Source organism: Paenibacillus yonginensis (assembly GCF_001685395.1).
Lineage (GTDB): Bacteria > Bacillota > Bacilli > Paenibacillales > Paenibacillaceae > Fontibacillus > Fontibacillus yonginensis.
In genome coordinates this window covers 3,282,031-3,299,743 of record NZ_CP014167.1, presented here as the reverse complement: position 1 = coordinate 3,299,743, position 17,713 = coordinate 3,282,031, and the positions used below count along the sequence as shown (strand labels likewise).

Here is a 17,713-nt window from a genome sequence, read left to right as displayed (position 1 = left end):
GTTTTAAATTGGAAGGGAGGGGAACGCATGATTAGAGTAGGGATTATCGGCACGGGCAAAATTGCAGAGACCCATTTGAAAGCGTATGCACAATTTGGCGGACGGTGTCAGGTAGTGGCACTGGCTAATCTCAGTATTGATAAGGCGGCCGTTCTGCGAGATCAATTCGGATTGGATTGCAGGCTCGTCCAGGACTACAGGGAGCTGCTGCGAGGCGGGGAGCTGGACCTGGTCTCCATCTGCACGCCACCGCATCTGCATGCGGAGATTGCCGTGAACAGTTTGAAGGCAGGCGTCCATGTGCTGATCGAGAAACCGATGGCAATGTCCCTTGAGGAATGCGACCGGATGCTGGAGGCTCAGGCCGCATCCGGCCGCTTGCTGTCGGTAGTCGGACAGGAGCGGTACGTGGACCGGAACGTGAAGCTGAAGGCGGTGCTGGAATCCGGGCTGGCCGGCCGGATCGTGCATGCGCAGGTCGAGTCCTACTGGTGGAGAGGACTCAGCTATTACGACGTATGGTGGCGGGGAACCTGGGAGAAAGAAGGCGGAGGCTGTACGCTGAATCACGGCGTACATCATATGGATTTGCTGCAGTGGATGATGGGCATGCCGAGGTCTGTCCAGGCGGTGATGAGCAACACGTCCCATCCGAATTCGGAGGTGGAGGACCTGTCCGTGGCGGTGTTTGCTTATGACGGCGGCACGCTTGCTCAAATGACAAGTTCGGTGGTGCATCACGGAGAGGAACGGCAGATGATTTTTCAGGGAGAGCGGGCCAGGGTGTCGGCGCCTTGGAAGGTTTATGCGTCCCGGGAGCGGGAGGACGGGTTCCCGGTCCGCAGCCCGGAGCTGGAGGAAGAGATCGAATTGTTCGTGAGTCGGCTGGAGCCGCTGAAGTATGACGGTCATGCCGGGCAGGTGGATGAGGTGCTGACGGCGATCGAGACCGGCTCGCTTAAGGTGCTGATCGACGGTCGCGAAGGCCGGAAGACGCTTGAATTGATTACGGCTGTCTATGAAGCCGCAGCGACCGGGGAGCGGGTCGAGCTCCCACTCAAGCCGGACAGCCGCTTCTATACCCGGGAGGGCTTTCTGGAGGCAGCGTCTGCTTCCCCGTTGCCGGGCTGTAGGGGCCCAAAGACCGCTCCATTGACAGCCCCGGGCAATTCAGGAGGCGAATCGTAATGGTCAAGTTCGGCCTGATCGGCGGTGCAGGGTTCAGAGCCCAATATTTCCTGCGGATTGCCCGGGCTTTGCCGGACCGCTTCCAGGTCAGCGGCATGGTGGTGCGGGATGAAGCCAAAGGCAGACAAATGGAGACGGAATGGGGAACCTCCTCTTACCGCACGTTGGATGAATTGCTGGCGAAGGAAACGCCGGACTTTGTAGTTGTGGCTGTATCAGGAAGCGGCGCCAGCGAATATTTGCTGAAGCTGGCCGAGCTTGGCATGCCGGTGCTGGCCGAAACGCCGCCGGCTTCGGCGCTGAATGAGCTGGAAGCTTTGCTGGATCGTGCGGCCTCTTTAAATGCGCGGATTCAGGTGGCCGAGCAATACCAGTTCCACCCGGTTCAGCAGGCTAGGCTCGCGCTGATCCGCTCGGGGAAGTTAGGGCGAATCACGGAGACGACGGTTTCCATTTCCCATATGTATCATGGCGTCAGCCTCATCCGACGCATGCTGGGCAAGTCGTTTGAAGCAGTGAAGATCAAAGCGATGCGTTTTGAATCAGAGTGGGTGCAGGGGCCGACCCGCAGTGGCCCGCCGCAGGCAGACCAAATGGTCCCTATGCAGCGGGATTTGGCCTGGCTGGATTTCGGCGATGCCTTGGGCATTTATGATTTCACGAAAGACCAGCACCGCTCCTGGATCCGCTCCAACCATTTATCGGTCAGGGGCGAACGCGGTGAAATCTTCGACCTGCGGGTGCTGCTTCAGCCGGAGGACCGGATTCCCCGGCAGCTCGAGCTGAAGCGGGTTAACAAAGGCGAATATGAGAATCAGGAGGGTTATTTTCTCCAGGGCATCCTGTGCGGGGAGGAGTGGCTTTATACGAATCCGTTTGTCCCTGCCAGATTGTACGATGATGAAATCGCGATTGCGGCCTGTCTGCAGCAAATGGCCGATTATATCGCCGGAGGGCCGGCTTTCTACGGTCTGGAAGAGGCGGCCCAGGACTGCTATCTCGGCTGGATGATTGAGCAGGCGATCCAGACGGGCGAGACCGTGACGGCGAGCAAACCGCGGTGGGCGCAGCCGGCAGAGTAGGCTACGAGATGATAGGATTCGAAGGGAGTCTTCTTAGACTCTCTATTTTTTTGCTCGAGATATGAATACAATCTCTTAATCCGGTCCATGCTAGTCTCATAGATTCCTATAAACGGAAAAATGAGAGGCAGCGGGAGCATAGCTCCGGCAGGCCGGTGCGGAGGAGAACAAAACGATGAGAACACGGAATGCCGTTGTACTGATAAGCCTTATGATTGCATGGGTTACAGCTCTATTATTTGTGGTTGGATTTGGCCCCGTGACCGGAAATTCTGCTTTAGCGGCTGGAAATACAGCTCAGTTGGATCAGGCGGATGCACAGCTGCAGCAGCTGCTGCAGCTTGGCCGCCAGCAGGTGACGGGCAAGCTGGACACGGTCGTTAAATGGCAAGGGGAGTGGAAGACCAGTCTGCAGGCGAAACCTGCGGCAGAACGGCTGGCAGCCCAGTTAGCTCTTCCTGCGGCGGGAACGGAGAATGTCCAGGGACACAAGGTTTATACGTCCGAAGGGTTAAAGGGCGCCGTAATGGGTAAACTTTCCTTGATGGAAGTAGATGGGGCGCTCTATGTCATTTACCGGCTGGATGCCGAAGCTTCAGCAGCGGCGAAGCTTGTACAGCTGCAGCATGAGGCCGGACAGCTTCTGCTGGACAATGGCGTGGCTGCCGCGTGGAACGGCTCCGTTCAAGGCTTGGCGCCGCTTCCTGGGAAGCAGGCGGCAGCAGCTTCATCCGCGGGCGGATCGTCCGAAGACACTTTTGTCATGCTGAACCACATGGAGAAGGAGGCGGGGGATCTTCAAGCGAGCCCAATTGATTCATTTGAAGACGGAACTACGGTTTCCCGAACTTATGAGGTGCCTTCCTTCGGGATTACCACGCTGATTGGCGGCCGGAAGGCCGGTCTGCAGATGGCTGCGCACACGGATACGGTAACGGGCCAGCAGGAGGTTTCATGGGGTTCGCCGATGCTCACGATTGAATACTGAGGCTGCGATATTTTTCAACAGGAAGATGATGGAATTGCTATTTCGGATATGCTAAAATACATCACGTAAATCCGCTTGGATGAGCATATCAATGTTTATGGGTAAGGCAGAGAATCGAGTTCAGAAATGAAGAAGATTCAGGCATCAATTCATTTTCTAATCCACTATAGAAAGAATGAGGAGCCATGGCTGATAATCAAAATGTTGAAGCGCTGCAAACGCCGGGAACGGCCTTTTTTATCTTTGGAGCCACCGGAGATTTGGCGCACCGCAAGCTTTATCCTGCAATTTATTCTCTGTACCGCGAAGGGAAAATAGCCGAGGATTTCGCCGTAATCGGCGTAGCCCGCCGGCCCCGCACTCCCGAACAGTTCAGGAGTGATCTGCGGGAATCCATTACGGAATTCTGCCGGTACAAAATCAAAGACGAGGAAGAATGGAACCGGTTTGCCGAGCATTTTGAGTACAAATCGCTGGATATCAACAACCTGGACGGTTATGTTGAGCTTAAGCAGCACACGGAAGCGCTGGAGCAGAAATTCAACATCCCGGGCAACCGTTTGTTCTACCTGGCGCTGGCACCGGAATTGTTCAGCAGCGTATCGCTGAATCTGAAGAAAGGCGGCATGCTGGACAGCGAGGGCTGGCATCGTCTGGTGATTGAGAAGCCGTTTGGTTACGATCTGCCGTCGGCAGAGAAGCTCAACGCTGAATTAAATGAAGTGTTCAAGGAAGAAGAAATTTACCGCATCGACCACTATCTTGGCAAAGAGATGGTTCAGAATATTGAAGTGATCCGTTTCGCCAATGCGTTCTTTGAGCCGCTCTGGAACAACAAGCATATCTCGAACGTCCAGATCACGCTCAGCGAAACGGTAGGTGTCGAGGAACGGGGCGGTTACTACGACCACGCGGGGGCGCTGCGCGACATGGGGCAGAACCATATGCTGCAGATGCTCACCATGATTGCGATGGAACCGCCAAGCAGGCTGCTGGCCGAAGACATCCGCGACGAGAAGGTTAAGGTGCTGCGCTCGCTTCGTCATTACAATACGAACGAGGAAGTCGGCGAGAACGTCGTGCGTGCCCAATATACGGGCGGAGAGAAGGGCGGCAAGAAGCTGCCGGGTTACCGGGAGGAAGACAAGGTGGACCCGAATTCCAATACGGAAACGTATTTCGCAGCCCGGCTGTTCGTCGATAATTTCCGCTGGGCGGGTGTGCCGTTCTATATTCGGACGGGCAAACGCCTGCCGGTGAAAACAACGGAAGTCGTTGTGGAATTCAAGAACATGCCGAATAACGTTTATCTGGGGCAAAAGCATTCGCTCGAGCCGAACCTGCTGGTGATCCGGGTCAATCCGATGGAGGGCATTTATATCAAAATTAATGCCAAAAATCCGGGCACGGAGTCGGAGATCAAACCAACGGCGATGGAATTCTGCCAAAGCTGCCTGGTCGGCATCAATTCGCCGGAAGCTTATGAACGGCTGCTTCATGATGCGGCTAACGGCGATTCGACGTATTTTACCCGCTGGGACGAAGTGGCCACAGCCTGGTCATTTATTGATAAAATCGCCAAAGCCTGGAAGGAAGGGACGCCTAAGCTGGAAACCTATCCGGCCGGTACCTGGGGGCCTCAGGCGACCCACGATCTGCTGGCCAAAGACGGCTTCAGATGGTGGCCGGTGAACGGCCAGGAGGAAGACAACGTTATCTGGCTGAAGCCGGCGGAATAAGGCAGGCCGGATCTAAGCAAGTTAAAAAGGAATATGAACCTGATGAAAAACATCCTCATACGCTTAACGTATGGGGATGTTTTTCGCCTGGACGGGAATGTGGATGTAGCTGTAGAGGTAGTTCTAGATGCAGCTGTGCATGTGGATATGGAAACGAAAGGGTCTGCAAATGCTTTCCTGCCTTGGCCCGCGAATTGTGGTACAATAGGATTACATGTGCGTTCGTAATACTTGAGGAATGAAGGGAACCGTGAAGAAATGAACAATGCTTTGAATGTGCTGCAGCAAGAGGTGGACAAACGCCGTACGTTTGCCATCATCTCTCACCCGGACGCGGGTAAAACGACCCTTACGGAGAAACTGCTGCTGTTCGGCGGAGCGATCCGTCTGGCAGGTTCGGTTAAAGCAAGAAAAGCCAGCAAACACGCAACCAGTGACTGGATGGAAATCGAGAAGCAGCGGGGGATCTCCGTTACGTCTTCGGTGATGCAGTTTGATTATAAAGGACACCGGATCAACATACTGGATACGCCGGGTCACCAGGATTTCAGTGAGGACACCTACCGGACTTTGACGGCTGCGGACAGCGCGGTCATGCTGATTGACGTCGCCAAAGGCGTCGAGCCGCAGACGATCAAGCTGTTCCAGGTGTGCGCGAAACGCGGGATTCCGATCTTTACCTTTATTAACAAACTCGACCGCGAAGGCCGCAACCCGTTTGAGCTTATGGAAGAGCTGGAGAACGTGCTGGGCATCCGTTCCGTGCCGATGAACTGGCCGATCGGGATGGGCCGCGAGCTTTCCGGGGTGTACGACCGGATGAAGAACCAGGTCGAACTGTTCCAGGGCGACGACCACTCCACCATTCAGGTCCGCAAAGTCGATGGGTATGAAGACAAGGTGATCGGCGAAATTGCGGGCGAATACCTGCACGATCAGCTGTGCCAGGATTTGGAGCTGCTGGACGTGGCGGGCGATCCGTTTGATTATGACAAGGTTATGCGCGGCGAATTGACACCGGTCTTCTTCGGCAGTGCGGTCAATAACTTCGGCGTGCAGACGTTCCTGGAGAACTTCCTGGAGCTGGCGCCCAAGCCGGAGCCGCGCAGAAGCACGGCCGGACTGGTCGAGCCGACGGACGAGAAGTTCAGCGGTTACATCTTCAAAATCCAGGCCAATATGAACCCGGCCCACCGTGACCGGATTGCGTTCCTGCGGATCGTGTCCGGCAAGTTCGAGCGGGGGATGACAGTCAAACATGTCCGCGCGGGCAAGGACATCAAGCTGGCCCAGCCGCAGCAGTTCCTGGCGCAGGACCGGGACATCGTCAATGAAGCCTATCCGGGCGACATTATCGGTTTGTTTGATCCCGGCATCTTCAGGATCGGCGACTCTTTGAGCGAAAAAAGCGAGATCGTCTTTGACGAGCTGCCGACCTTTTCGCCGGAGATTTTTGCCAAGGTCAGCATCAAAAACGCGCTGAAGTCGAAGCAGTTCCAGAAAGGCATCGACCAGTTGACGGAAGAAGGCATGATTCAGGTGTTCCGGACGGTCAGCTTCGACGACATTCTGCTTGGCGTAGTCGGCCAGCTGCAGTTCGAGGTGTTCGAATACCGGATGAAAGGCGAATACGGGGTGGATGTGCAGCTTCAGCGGATGCCTTACCAGTTCGCCCGCTGGATCGTGATGGATAAAGTGGACCCTTCGAAGTTCCGGATTAATTCCGTGCTGGTGAAGGATAAGAAAGACAATGATGTCGTGCTGTTTGAGAACGAATACGCGATGCGTACGGCGATGGAGAAACTTCCGGAAGCAAAGTTTCTGGAAACCGCGCCTTGATGGCAAACAACAAAATCCCTCGTTCCGGTTTAAGGCCGGAAGAGGGATTTGTTGTTTTACTTCGATGCGGAAGAAGCTTTTAATGCGCTGTCCAAAACGGCGACAAGTTTGTCTTTTTTGGCCGGGTCGATCTTTTTCCAGATCAGCTCGAAAGCTACGCCAAGACCGGGAAGTGCCGCTTCCTGGGCATCAATGGATCCGTCGATCATCGAACGCAGGCCCTCAAGATCGTTGCCTTGCATTTTGTGCATGACCGCTTCTCTCAAGCTCATCATAATAGCCATGATGACATCCTCCTCATGGTTCGAAGTAATGCTGTCAGCCGCAGCTTCAGGGGGAAGCAGGGCTTAAAGCTGTCTAATCCTCAAGCTGTCCTGAGTGCTGCAAGCGGGGGTGGCGCTTGGCTTTGCACACAGGCAGCGTTTTTAATGTACCCTTAAGGAGTCGTGGAAATACAAGCAACGTTTGGATTGTGTTAAGATAGAGGAAAATATAAGTGCGTCAAATCATACAACAGGGTGAGGTAACAATGCCAAAAAAACAGTTTGCCGTTATCGGCATGGGACGGTTTGGACTAAGCGTCGCCAAATCGTTAAGCCAGATGGGCTTTGATGTGCTGGCTATTGATTCGGATGAAAATAGAACACAGGCCGTTGCCAACATGGTTACGCATGCCGTCTCCGCGGATTCCACGGATGAAGAGGCGCTGCGGGCGCTCGGCATCCGCAACTTTGATGTCGTGGTTGTGGCGATTGGCCAGGATATACAGTCGAGTATTCTGACAACGTTAATTCTGAAAGACCTGGGCGGCCCTATTATTGTGGCTAAAGCGCAAAACGAGCTGCATGGCAAGGTTCTGTCCAAGATTGGTGCGGACAAGGTCATCCATCCGGAACGGGATATGGGCCTTCGGGTCGCCCATCATTTGACTTCTCCGAACATTATCGATTATATCGAAATTTCCGATGAATACAGCATTCTGGAGCTGAAGGCAACGCCTTCCATGATCGGCAAGAACCTGATCGAGCTGAATGTCCGGGCTAAATACCGCTGTAACGTCATGGCGATCAAAAAAGAAGGCGGCAAACAGATGAACATTTCCCCGGATGCCAATGATCGTTTGAACAGCGACGATATTTTGGTGGTTGTCGGGCAAAAGGATGATCTGGTGAAGCTGGAGCTGGCAATGACCCAGGGGAAATAAGATGCTGGGATTAGCAGGGATTAAACAGGAAATTAAACAGGAATATCAGGCCATAAACCGTTAATACTATCAGAAACAGGAGTCGTGTAAGCATGCAAATTGAATCGATCCAGAACAGCCGGGTGAAGGAATGGAGCTCGCTGCTGGAGAAAAAACACCGCGATAAACACCGAAAATTTATCGTTGAGGGTGTTCATCTGGTTCAGGAGGCGCTGAAAGCGCACGCCGACATCGAGTGTGTGGCCTTCTCGCTGGAGAGGGGAATACCGTCCGAACTGGCACGGGCGGCGGCCGATTCGCTGGGCGTTGAATGGATCGGCGTGTCGGAGGCGGTCATTGCCAAATGTACGGACACCAAAACGCCGCAGCCCGTCTTTGCCGTGATCCGCAAGGAGAACGTCTCGCCGGCCCGGCTGTTCGAGCAGCCGGACAGCCTGGTTGTCGTGATGGACGGCGTGCAGGACCCCGGCAACGTCGGCACCATTATCCGCAGCGCGGACGCTGTTGGCGCGGCGGGCGTAGTCATCGGGCGCGGCAGCGCCGATGTGTACGGACCCAAGGTCATTCGCTCGACAATGGGCTCGCTTTTTCATCTTCCGATTGTGGAGGGGGATTTGAAAGAGCTGCTCCCGCAGGCGAAAGAGCGGGGCGTGCGCATCGCCGGAACAAGCCTGCAGTCGGCGCGCAGCTGTTATGAATATGATTTTACCGGAGCCAAGTGGCTGGTGTTCGGCAGTGAGGGCGGGGGACTGTCCAAGGACACGCTGGCGCTGCTGGATGACGCGGTCATCATCCCGATGAAAGGCCAGGCCGAATCGCTGAACGTGGCGATGGCCGCGTCGGTGCTGCTGTTTGAGGCTTCGCGGCAGCGGGATTTTAAGGGATAAAGCACTACCGTGGATTCGAACTAACCGCCGAACTTGACTGTTGTTTGTTTCAAAAAAGACTGAAAATGGGTTGGCTTATGCCGGTCATTTTTCTGTCTTTTTTGTTTGTGAATCTACTAAATTTTCAATAAGCAAAAAATCTTAAATTCTAAGAAAAACAGAGCATTTGAAAGTTGTCGACGGAGACGCTTGTCAACCGGCGAGGGCAAGCTTACCGCTCGTAAAACGCAGCTTCAGAAATGGCCAATTTTCGAACTTTATCTCTTTATCTAGGGGGTGTATTCTGAGGACAATTCATCCAGAAAAGAGGTGAAACAAATGGAAGAATTCATGAGAAATTTCGAGGCCAAACATAAAGTAGAGGTTCTGCGTGATGAATCTTTATATTGGGATCCAGATAAGTCGGTTTATGTCTGGAATCCGCTTGTTGTTCAAGTAGACGTTCCACAACTCAGATCCTTTGTGGGAAGATGGGGGCGAAGTGGGAAGTTCGGGCCTGTAAGCTACCTTGTTAATGGAAAGGGTAAAATTGAGTTCAGAGGAGGATACGGGAAAGATATGGATCCCATGTTATAAAAAAGTTAAGGCAGCTATGGCTGAAGCAATCAAACGACTGCCAGAGAACCCCATTATGGTCTGGTGATCCATGACCTAATTCTCCAATTGCATTACCGCAAAAGGACAAAATATAGGGAGAAGAACCCTGGTGGTTCTTCTCCCTATATTTTTCTTCTATTTCCTCTCCGGGTCAGCTTTCCTCCACCTTGCTCCCTAGCGGTTTTCTCTCCGTCAGGTAATAAAGCAAAGCGATGACCGGCAGGATCATGCCGATTAAGGCCGCTAACTTCCATCCGCCGTGCGAATAAGCCCAGCCGCCCACGGATGAGCCGATGGCTCCACCAATGAAGAAGATCGACATGAACAAACCGTTCAACCGGCCTCTGGCCTCGCTGCCGATGGAGAAAATGGCCCGTTGTCCGAGCACCAGGTTGCCGGAAACCGCCATGTCCAGCGTGATGGCAGCAATGACAAGCAGCAGCAGAGCGACAAAGGAATGACCCTGTACCAGAATTGCCAACAGGAAAGACAATACGGCTACAATTAAAGCGACAGCGGTTAAGACACGGGACATCCCTCTGTCGGCTAACCGGCCGCAAATCGGAGCGGCGACCGCTCCGCCGACACCGGCGAGTGCAAACCAGGCAATGCCCTGCTGCGAAATGCCGAATTCATCAGCCAAATGCAGCGGAACAACCGTCCAGAAGAGACTGAACGAACCGAACAGGCAGGCTTGGTAGAAAGCGCGCCGGCGCAAAATCGGCGTATTCTTGAAAAGCGTGCCCAAAGAGACAACAAGCTGCCCGTAACTCAACGAATGGGTTGGCAGGCGTTTTGGCAGCACCCGTGCCAGCACAAGGGCAAGCACCGCTACCAGAACAGCAGAGATCGCAAAGATAGCCTGCCACCCCAGCAGGCTGGCAACAAAGCTGGCGACCGGGCGGGCAAACATGATGCCGAGCAGCAGTCCGCTCATGACATTGCCGACAACCCGGCCTCTTTGCTCGTCAGAAGACAGGTATGTGGCATAAGGCACCAGAATCTGAGCAACAACTGAACCTAAGCCAATCACCAGCGAGGCGGCCAGAAACAACCCCGAGTTGCGGACAAAGGTGGCTACAAGCAGCGCCGCCACGACGATCACCAACGACCCGACGGATAAGCTCCGGTTCTCCAATATGTCGCTAAGCGGGACGATAAACAAAAGTCCAAGCACATAACCGATCTGCGTGATGGTCACGATCAGTCCTGCCGCTGAAGCGGAAAGTCCTGTAGCTTCACTGATTGGACCCACCAGAGTCTGCGCATAATAAAGGTTAGCGACGATAATTCCGCACGAGACGGCCAATAAAAAAGACAGCCAGCCGGGAATGTTTTTGTGCTGTTGTACTGAAGCGTTCATAAGAAAAAGGCCTCCTTAAATGTATTAATCCCTGTACGTAATCGGGAAAAACGTTTATTAATTAAATAATGAACGTACAGTTTACTAATTTGTGACTTCATCATATACTGAACGACGCGTATTGTAAATAGTTTTTTTATTGTTTAGTATAATAACTAACTGCATTTATTTATTCGTACGGTGGGTTTGTTAAGGAGGAGAATTGATTTGACAGGAAAAAGAGGACGTCCGCGCAGTATAGAAACCGAAAAATCCATCTTGCAGGCTTCCTTCGAGTTGCTGCTGGAAATGGGATTTGCTTCGGTAACGATTGAAAAAATCGCCGAACGGGCAGGGGTCAGCAAAGCGACGATCTATAAATGGTGGCCGAATAAAGCGGCTGTGGTCATGGACGGATTTCTGTCGGGCGTATCCAAAAGATTGCCTGTACCCGACACAGGTTCCGTATACGAGGATCTACTGAAGCATGCGGCTTATGTCGTTTCGTTTCTGACCAGCATCGAAGGAAAGGTTCTGTCCGAAATCATCGGCGAAGGCCAGTCCGATCCGACGCTGGCTGAGGCTTATCAAACGCGGTATTTTGCCCCTCGGCGTGCAGAAGCCAAACAAATAATTGCGCGGGGGATCGAACGGGGGGAACTGAACAAGGAGATCGACATGGATTTGTTTATTGACCTGATCTACGGGCCGTTTTTCTATCGGCTGATCATGACGGGCGGCGAATTAAACGAAGCTTATGTCCATCAGATTGTGAATGCGGCCTTTTATGGGATCCGGACCAAAACCCCTTAGACAATAACATAGTGTTCCCTCTTTAACGAAAAAAGGCAGGAATCCTGGACTGGCCAGTGATCTCTGCCTTTTTCGTATTAGAAGCTGCCCTGCTGCTCTTTCTTATATTCATTCGGCGAGCAGCCGACGGCCTGCTTAAACAGCTTGGAGAAATACGAATAGTTCCCGTATCCGACCTTGTTGGCTACCGCGTATACCGACAGGGAAGTAGTCTCCAGCAGCTGCTTGGCGGCGGCAATACGGACCTGGATCACATAGCTGCCCAAGGAAATGCCCGTTTCTTTCTTAAACAATCTCGCCAGGTAATCGGGGTTCAGGTAAACGATTTCGGCAAGATCATTGCGCGACAGCTCATCTCCATAGTGGCTCAGGATATGCTGTTTGATCTCCTCGACTACGGACGTGGCCCGTTCCGTAAAGTCCCGGTACTCCATCGCGGTAGTGACCAAATCCTGAACGAAAGCTTCCATGTCCTCAATCGAATTAAGGGATTGGGCCAGCAGCTGCTCGTGCGTTTTGCCGGTGTACAGCTTGTGGGCCTGAATGCCTTTCATTTTCAGAAAAGAATAAACGAGCTGCACCAGATCCAGCCGGAACAAACTGAGCACGGACACGTTCAGCATGCGGTGGCTGAGCCTTCCCCTTAAGTAACGGGAGGTTTCGGCCAGCAGAACTTCAGGCTGGTTGCGGTTCAGCAGCTCCTCCCAGTGGGCCAGATCAGGCGCGGCATATTCGGCTGGCTCCCGGGCAAGCTCCAAATAATCCTGCACGTCGTATATTTCGTTCCGGGCTTGTACCATTTCGCTGTCCATGGTTAACAGCTGCCGGATGCAGAGGCTGACGCCTTCCATCTGCGAGGGCAGCGCAATCGTGCAGCAGGCCTCGCATTTGAGATAAGGGCGGGCCTTCTGGAGGAAAGAGGCGCATAACTCCCGCAGCAGGTCCTGCTCCGGAGCCCCCTTCCATTTCAGCATGGCCATCCAGTGGTCGTCCTTGTATTCAAGCATCGTGTCCACGGAAAAAGACGGCTGCTGAAACAGCTCATAAAACACATTTTGCAGCGCGAAATCGAACAACCCTTTCTCCTGGCTGCCCATGCTCCCGTTATGCGGGAACAGGTGGAACAGCAGGGGCTGCACCTTATCATCCAGCCGGTAATCGAGATTCTGTTCCCGGATGGACTCGGCAAGTACGGCCGGTTTAATCAGGGAAGAGGAGCTGTCGCTAATGAGCTTCCTCCAGAAATGCTCCAGCATTTTGGAATGGTTGCGCTGCCAGTATTGGCCTTCCTGGATCGCCCGCTGGGCGCTCTGCTGCTCCTTCACGCGCTGAACCGCCTTCTGGATGATCAGCATCAGCTTGTCGAATTCGATAGGCTTCAGGAAATATTCGAAGCTTTGCAGCTCGATCGCTTTCTGGGCGTAGTTGAAGTCGGCGTAATTGGTCAGCAGAATGGCCTGCACGTTGTAGTTCATTTCCCGAATCCAGGCGAGCAGCTCCAGACCGCTGCCCTGCGGCATCTCGATGTCGGATATCAGGATATGAACCGGATGCTGCTGTAAAATTTCCCGGGCTTGGGCGACATTATGCGCCGTATAGACCTGTTCAATATTCAGGGAACGCCAGTTGATCTTGCGCTCCAGCGCGGTCACGACAAAATAGTCGTCGTCCACGATCAGCGTACGGAGGGCGGGATAAGGAGCCGGAAAGGCAGAAGAGGACAAAGGGACAGTGTCCGATTGTGTGTCCGGTCCGTTTCTGTCGCTCTCGTTCCGGCGATCGACCTCGTTTGCATGGCTGTCCTTTTTTATGCCACTGGCTTCGCTCCTTCCGTCCCCCCGGACCATTATTGTCGTTCCAGCCGGATTTGCATCCGCGGGAAAAGCGTTCATAACATACACTCCTTTTATTCAGGCGGGTAAACCGGAAGATCAATCGTCACGCAGGCCCCGCCGGTTGCCAGATTCGAGAAGGTGACGGAAGCCTGCTGCCGGTAAAGGGACTCCAGTCTTTGCAGCGTGTTCATAATGCCGATATGCGTGCCTTTGGACTGATCCAGCGGGCGTCCTTGCCGCAGCGCTTCCAGAACGTCCGGCGGGAAGCCGGGGCCGTTGTCGGCAATCTGAATGAGGTTCCGCGGCGGCGCAGAAGCCGGGTTCTCCTGTTCCTTAACCGGCGGATCAGATGCCTTGCGCTGGAGCTTCAATATAATTTGGGCCTCGCGGGTCCGGGATACGCCGTATTTGACCGCATTTTCGATAAAGGTCTGCAGCACCAGCGGCGGAATCAGGCCGGCGTCCGTCTGGGCGCCAGTATCATTTCCACGCTTCCCTTGGTCCGCGTCCTTGCCCTCATTCTCGCTCTCGCCAGTGTCCTCAACAGTGTCCCTTTCAATCCGGAAAGAGAGGGCGTTCTGATAACGGTGCCTTTGAATGTCGAGATACGTCCTGACATGGTCGATCTCATCCTCAAGACGCACGAAATTTTCCCCGTTCTGAAAAATATACCGAAAATATTTGGACGTCGACATCGCCATATTTTCAATCTCTTCATACATCTGCATCTGCGCCATGCTGTAGATGCTGGTCAGGCAGTTCAGGAAGAAATGCGGGTTGATCTGCAGCTTCATGTAATCCAGCTGGATGCGCTGCTTCTCAAGCTCCCGTTCATACAGGTCAATCTTGAACTTCTTGATCTGGCCCACCAGATGCTGGAACTGGGTGTTGGCTTTCTCCAGCTCAATAATTTTGCTGCTCTCCATGTCGATCGTCTCCCCATCCTCCGTCCAGAAGGACAGATTATAGGAGAAGCGTTTGATCGGGGTCAGCACCTTGCGTCTGAAGTACATCAGGATAAAAGCCAGATTGCCGGCAATGATCAAGGCCAGCAGCAGGATCAGCAGCTGGGCGATGACGATCTTCTCGAAGGTGCCAAATTGAATGACCAGCTTCACGTGGAAGGTGGCATTCGTAAATTCGCCGTCCACCGTCGTCCGGGTCTGGATCAGATTAAGGAAGGAAGGCGGCGATTGGCTGGCCTGGGCTTCTTCAGGGGTCAGCCGGGTTCCATTATTCAGAATGGGGCTGGTCAGGCTGGTTCCGTCTTCGGCGACAAACGAAGCCAGGCCGTCTTCGCCAAGGTTGATCTGCCGCAGCGGCGAGATCAGGTTATCGGCCGAGATGAGCGCGATCATGTAGCTGTCCTGATAAGGAGCGATGCTGATCATGTAATATTTTCCCCGTACCATCACCGGCGTCCATTTGGAATAAAACCGTTCATAAATCTCGTTGTCCTGCACATTGGAGCTCAGCAAATCGGACGTAATCTGCTCCTTCAGATCCTGGTAATCGCCGTAAGGAATACTGATCGGCGCGTAGTTCAGGAAATAATCCTGATTCTTCAAATACAAGAAAAAGTTATACTCCTGGCCATAATTCTTCTGCAGCTCCGTAAACCGTTTATGGAGGCGTTCTCCTGCCTTAAAAAACTCCCAGCTGTTCAGCGGATAGCCGGTCATGGTCGCCACGCTTTCGTCGTTGGCCAGCGTCCATCCCATATAGTGGCTGATGTAGGCGAAATCGTGGTTGATCCGGTTGATGTACAGATCTGCCGTGTCCTGCAGATAGCGGGTGGACTGCTGCTTGACGATGGATATGGTAGCAAGGCTGATGACGAAATCGAGCACCAGCACGATAAACGAGATCAGGAACATCATCTTGACGTAATGACGGATCGGATATTGTTTGTTCGCTTTTTCGGCAGCCATAGGTTCAGTTATCCGCATCCTTTCGTGGGGCGCATTGTGAATGCGCTTTAATTTCATTATAAAAAGGTTTGCCGGATTCGACTATAAACTTTTCCGGCCTGGAAGGCGCAAAGTCCGGATAGTGCAACGGAAAGTCTGGATAACGTCAGGGAAAACGGTCCGCAGCACTCCTCTTCCGGCGCGGCCGGTACGAACCAGACTTCAGAAGTCCGGATAACGGCTTCACAAGGTCCGGTAAAGCGGGATATTCCGCCTATATACTGAAGGTGTTCCCGAACGGATGACTCATCCAGGACCGGAACGCCGGTTATTTTTCCCGGGCACATTTAAATAGAGAAAAAGGAGGGGATGTCATGAGAGCCGGTCAACCTGCAGTCTCAGGACAAAAATGGGGACAGATCCGAAGAAATTGGGGCTTGTATGTGCTGCTGCTTCCCGCTGTGGTGCTGTCGCTGCTGTTCGCTTACAAGCCGATGTACGGCGTGCTGATTGCTTTCAAGGATTATAGTCCGGCGCTCGGCATCGGGGGCAGCCCGTGGGCAGGGTTCAAATATTTTGATAAGTTTTTTCATTCGTACCAGTTCTCGACCACCATTAAAAATACGCTGATTATCAGCGTGTACAGCTTAGTTACGTTCCCGATTCCGATTCTGCTGGCGCTGATGGTCAACCAGATGCGGGGCAACCGGTTTAAGCGGTTTTTTCAGACGGTGTCGTATATGCCGCATTTCATTTCCACGGTGGTTATGGTCGGCCTGATGCTGATTCTGCTGTCGCCAAGCAGCGGCCTTCTTGGAAGCGTATACCGCTTGTTCGGCGCAGAAGCGCCTGATCTGATGGGCTCTGCCGGCTGGTTCAGCAGCCTGTACGTCTGGTCGGACGTGTGGCAGCATGTCGGCTGGGACAGCATCATTTATATCGCAGCTTTGTCCGCGGTGGACCCCAGCTTGTATGAAGCCGCTACGGTGGACGGGGCAAGCCGGTGGCACAAGGTTCGTTACATTGATATCCCGATGCTGATGCCTACGGCAATCACGCTGCTCATTCTGCGGGTCGGCGGACTGCTGGGTGTAGGGTTTGAGAAGGTCTACCTGATGCAAAATGACCTCAACATCACGTCCAGCGAGATTCTATCGACGTACGTGTATAAGATCGGCCTGCTGAGCAGCCAATACAGCTTCTCCTCGGCGATCAACCTGTTTAATACGGTTATTAACTTTATTTTGCTGATCCTGGTCAACCAGATTTCCAAAAAGTTCAGCGAAAACAGCCTGTGGTAGAAAGGAGGAATGAAGGATGGCGATGCTGGAGGCAGAACTTAACAAGAAGGCGGGTTCCGAACAGCTGAATCACAAGAAAACCAAAAACCCGAAAATCAAAAACAACCGTTCCTCGGATACGGTTATGGAAGTGCTGCTGTACATCTTTGCAGTATTGTTCCTGATCATCCTGATCTACCCGCTGTATTTCATCATTATCGCATCGTTCAGTGATCCATCCTCCGTGGCGAACGGGAAGGTGTGGTTTTATCCGAAAGGGTTTACGCTGGACGGGTATACCGAACTCTTGAAGCATAAAAACATTTGGGTCGGCTACCGCAACACCATTCTGTATACGATCGTCGGCACGGCGATTGGACTGGCGGTCAACATCGCGGCGGCCTACGCCTTATCGCGCAAAGATCTGGTGGGCCGGAAGTTTTTGTCTTTGTTTTTTATCTTTACGATGTTCTTCAGCGGCGGTTTGATTCCGACATTCCTGACCGTCCGCGATTTCCACCTGTACGATACGTTCCTGGTGATGGTGCTTCCTTTTTCGGTTATCGTATACGATATTATCGTAGCCAGGACCTTTTTCCAGACCAGCATTCCGGGGGATTTGTGGGAAGCGGCGCAGATCGACGGCTGCGGCAACCTGCGGTATTTCTTCCAGGTCGTCCTGCCGCTCTCGAAAGCGATTATTGCGGTGCTTGGCTTATGGATTGCGGTCGGCTATTGGAACTCATATTTTAACGCTTTGATTTATTTGAAAAATCCCGATTTGTACCCGCTGCAGCTCATCCTGCGCAACATTCTGATCACCAATCAGATGCAGTCGGGCATGGGCACGGGCGAAGCGGCACAAATCGCGCTGCGTCTGGCCAGCATGATGAAATATTCCGTTATTATCGTAGCTACAGTGCCGATTCTGTGTGTCTATCCGTTCATCCAGAAGTATTTCAACCAGGGGGTGATGATCGGCGCTGTGAAGGAATAAAGGCAGGTTCTA

The 17,713-nt window shown here is 53.2% G+C and carries 15 protein-coding genes; 11 read left to right on the top strand and 4 right to left on the bottom strand.

What is annotated here, in order from left to right:
- Positions 1 to 27 precede the first annotated feature (27 nt).
- The 5 genes from AWM70_RS14885 to AWM70_RS14860 all read left to right on the top strand — a co-directional run bounded on the left by AWM70_RS14885 (position 28) and on the right by AWM70_RS14860 (position 6,836).
- Positions 28 to 1,188, top strand: a complete 1,161-nt coding sequence (locus AWM70_RS14885) for a Gfo/Idh/MocA family protein (protein ID WP_068697715.1) — start codon at positions 28 to 30, stop codon at positions 1,186 to 1,188.
- Positions 1,188 to 2,270 carry a Gfo/Idh/MocA family protein gene (locus tag AWM70_RS14880; protein WP_068697713.1) on the top strand — a complete coding sequence of 361 codons (1,083 nt, stop codon included), beginning with the start codon at positions 1,188 to 1,190 and terminating at the stop codon, positions 2,268 to 2,270. The genes AWM70_RS14885 and AWM70_RS14880 overlap by 1 nt, the downstream gene beginning before the upstream one ends.
- Before the next feature lie 175 nt (positions 2,271 to 2,445).
- A complete protein-coding gene (locus tag AWM70_RS14875) occupies positions 2,446 to 3,258 on the top strand; it encodes a hypothetical protein (protein ID WP_068697711.1) in 813 nt (270 codons plus the stop codon).
- Positions 3,259 to 3,443: 185 nt separating this feature from the next.
- Entirely contained in the window at positions 3,444 to 4,997 is a 1,554-nt protein-coding gene (zwf, locus tag AWM70_RS14870; protein ID WP_068697710.1) for a glucose-6-phosphate dehydrogenase, read from the top strand.
- Positions 4,998 to 5,255: 258 nt separating this feature from the next.
- On the top strand, positions 5,256 to 6,836 hold the full coding sequence (locus AWM70_RS14860) for a peptide chain release factor 3 (protein WP_068697708.1): 1,581 nt from the start codon (positions 5,256 to 5,258) through the stop codon (positions 6,834 to 6,836).
- Between the two features lie 56 nt (positions 6,837 to 6,892).
- Here the strand turns inward: AWM70_RS14860 and sspI are convergent, their stop codons facing one another.
- The gene (gene sspI / locus AWM70_RS14855; protein WP_068697706.1) at positions 6,893 to 7,120 is read right to left on the bottom strand and encodes a small acid-soluble spore protein SspI; all 228 of its coding nucleotides are present in this window, start codon (positions 7,118 to 7,120) and stop codon (positions 6,893 to 6,895) included.
- A gap of 245 nt (positions 7,121 to 7,365) precedes the next feature.
- Here sspI and AWM70_RS14850 point away from each other — a divergent pair, with 245 nt between their 5' ends.
- The 3 genes from AWM70_RS14850 (at position 7,366) to AWM70_RS14840 (ending at position 9,503) form a co-directional block, all read left to right on the top strand.
- Positions 7,366 to 8,040, top strand: a complete 675-nt coding sequence (locus tag AWM70_RS14850) for a potassium channel family protein (RefSeq protein WP_068697704.1) — start codon at positions 7,366 to 7,368, stop codon at positions 8,038 to 8,040.
- Between the two features lie 92 nt (positions 8,041 to 8,132).
- Positions 8,133 to 8,927 carry a TrmH family RNA methyltransferase gene (locus AWM70_RS14845; protein ID WP_068697703.1) on the top strand — a complete coding sequence of 265 codons (795 nt, stop codon included), beginning with the start codon at positions 8,133 to 8,135 and terminating at the stop codon, positions 8,925 to 8,927.
- A gap of 318 nt (positions 8,928 to 9,245) precedes the next feature.
- Positions 9,246 to 9,503, top strand: a complete 258-nt coding sequence (locus tag AWM70_RS14840; RefSeq protein WP_068697702.1) for a hypothetical protein — start codon at positions 9,246 to 9,248, stop codon at positions 9,501 to 9,503.
- 172 nt (positions 9,504 to 9,675) lie between these two features.
- On the opposite strand, the gene AWM70_RS14835 is transcribed toward AWM70_RS14840, so the two are convergent.
- Positions 9,676 to 10,887, bottom strand: coding sequence for an MFS transporter (locus tag AWM70_RS14835; protein WP_068697701.1), 1,212 nt, complete (start codon positions 10,885 to 10,887; stop codon positions 9,676 to 9,678).
- A 207-nt stretch (positions 10,888 to 11,094) separates the two neighbouring features.
- Between AWM70_RS14835 and AWM70_RS14830 the strand changes: the two genes are divergently transcribed.
- Entirely contained in the window at positions 11,095 to 11,679 is a 585-nt protein-coding gene (locus AWM70_RS14830; protein WP_068697700.1) for a TetR/AcrR family transcriptional regulator, read from the top strand.
- A gap of 77 nt (positions 11,680 to 11,756) precedes the next feature.
- Here AWM70_RS14830 and AWM70_RS14825 read toward each other — a convergent pair whose 3' ends face one another.
- Entirely contained in the window at positions 11,757 to 13,571 is a 1,815-nt protein-coding gene (locus AWM70_RS14825) for a response regulator (protein WP_237167726.1), read from the bottom strand.
- Between the two features lie 14 nt (positions 13,572 to 13,585).
- The gene (locus AWM70_RS14820) at positions 13,586 to 15,445 is read right to left on the bottom strand and encodes a sensor histidine kinase (RefSeq protein ID WP_068697696.1); all 1,860 of its coding nucleotides are present in this window, start codon (positions 15,443 to 15,445) and stop codon (positions 13,586 to 13,588) included.
- Positions 15,446 to 15,798: 353 nt separating this feature from the next.
- On the opposite strand from AWM70_RS14820, the gene AWM70_RS14815 reads away from it, so the two are divergent.
- Complete coding sequence (locus tag AWM70_RS14815) at positions 15,799 to 16,725, top strand: ABC transporter permease (protein ID WP_068697694.1); 927 nt, start codon at positions 15,799 to 15,801, stop codon at positions 16,723 to 16,725.
- A 124-nt stretch (positions 16,726 to 16,849) separates the two neighbouring features.
- On the top strand, positions 16,850 to 17,701 hold the full coding sequence (locus AWM70_RS14810; RefSeq protein WP_068700714.1) for a carbohydrate ABC transporter permease: 852 nt from the start codon (positions 16,850 to 16,852) through the stop codon (positions 17,699 to 17,701).
- Positions 17,702 to 17,713: the final 12 nt, after the last annotated feature.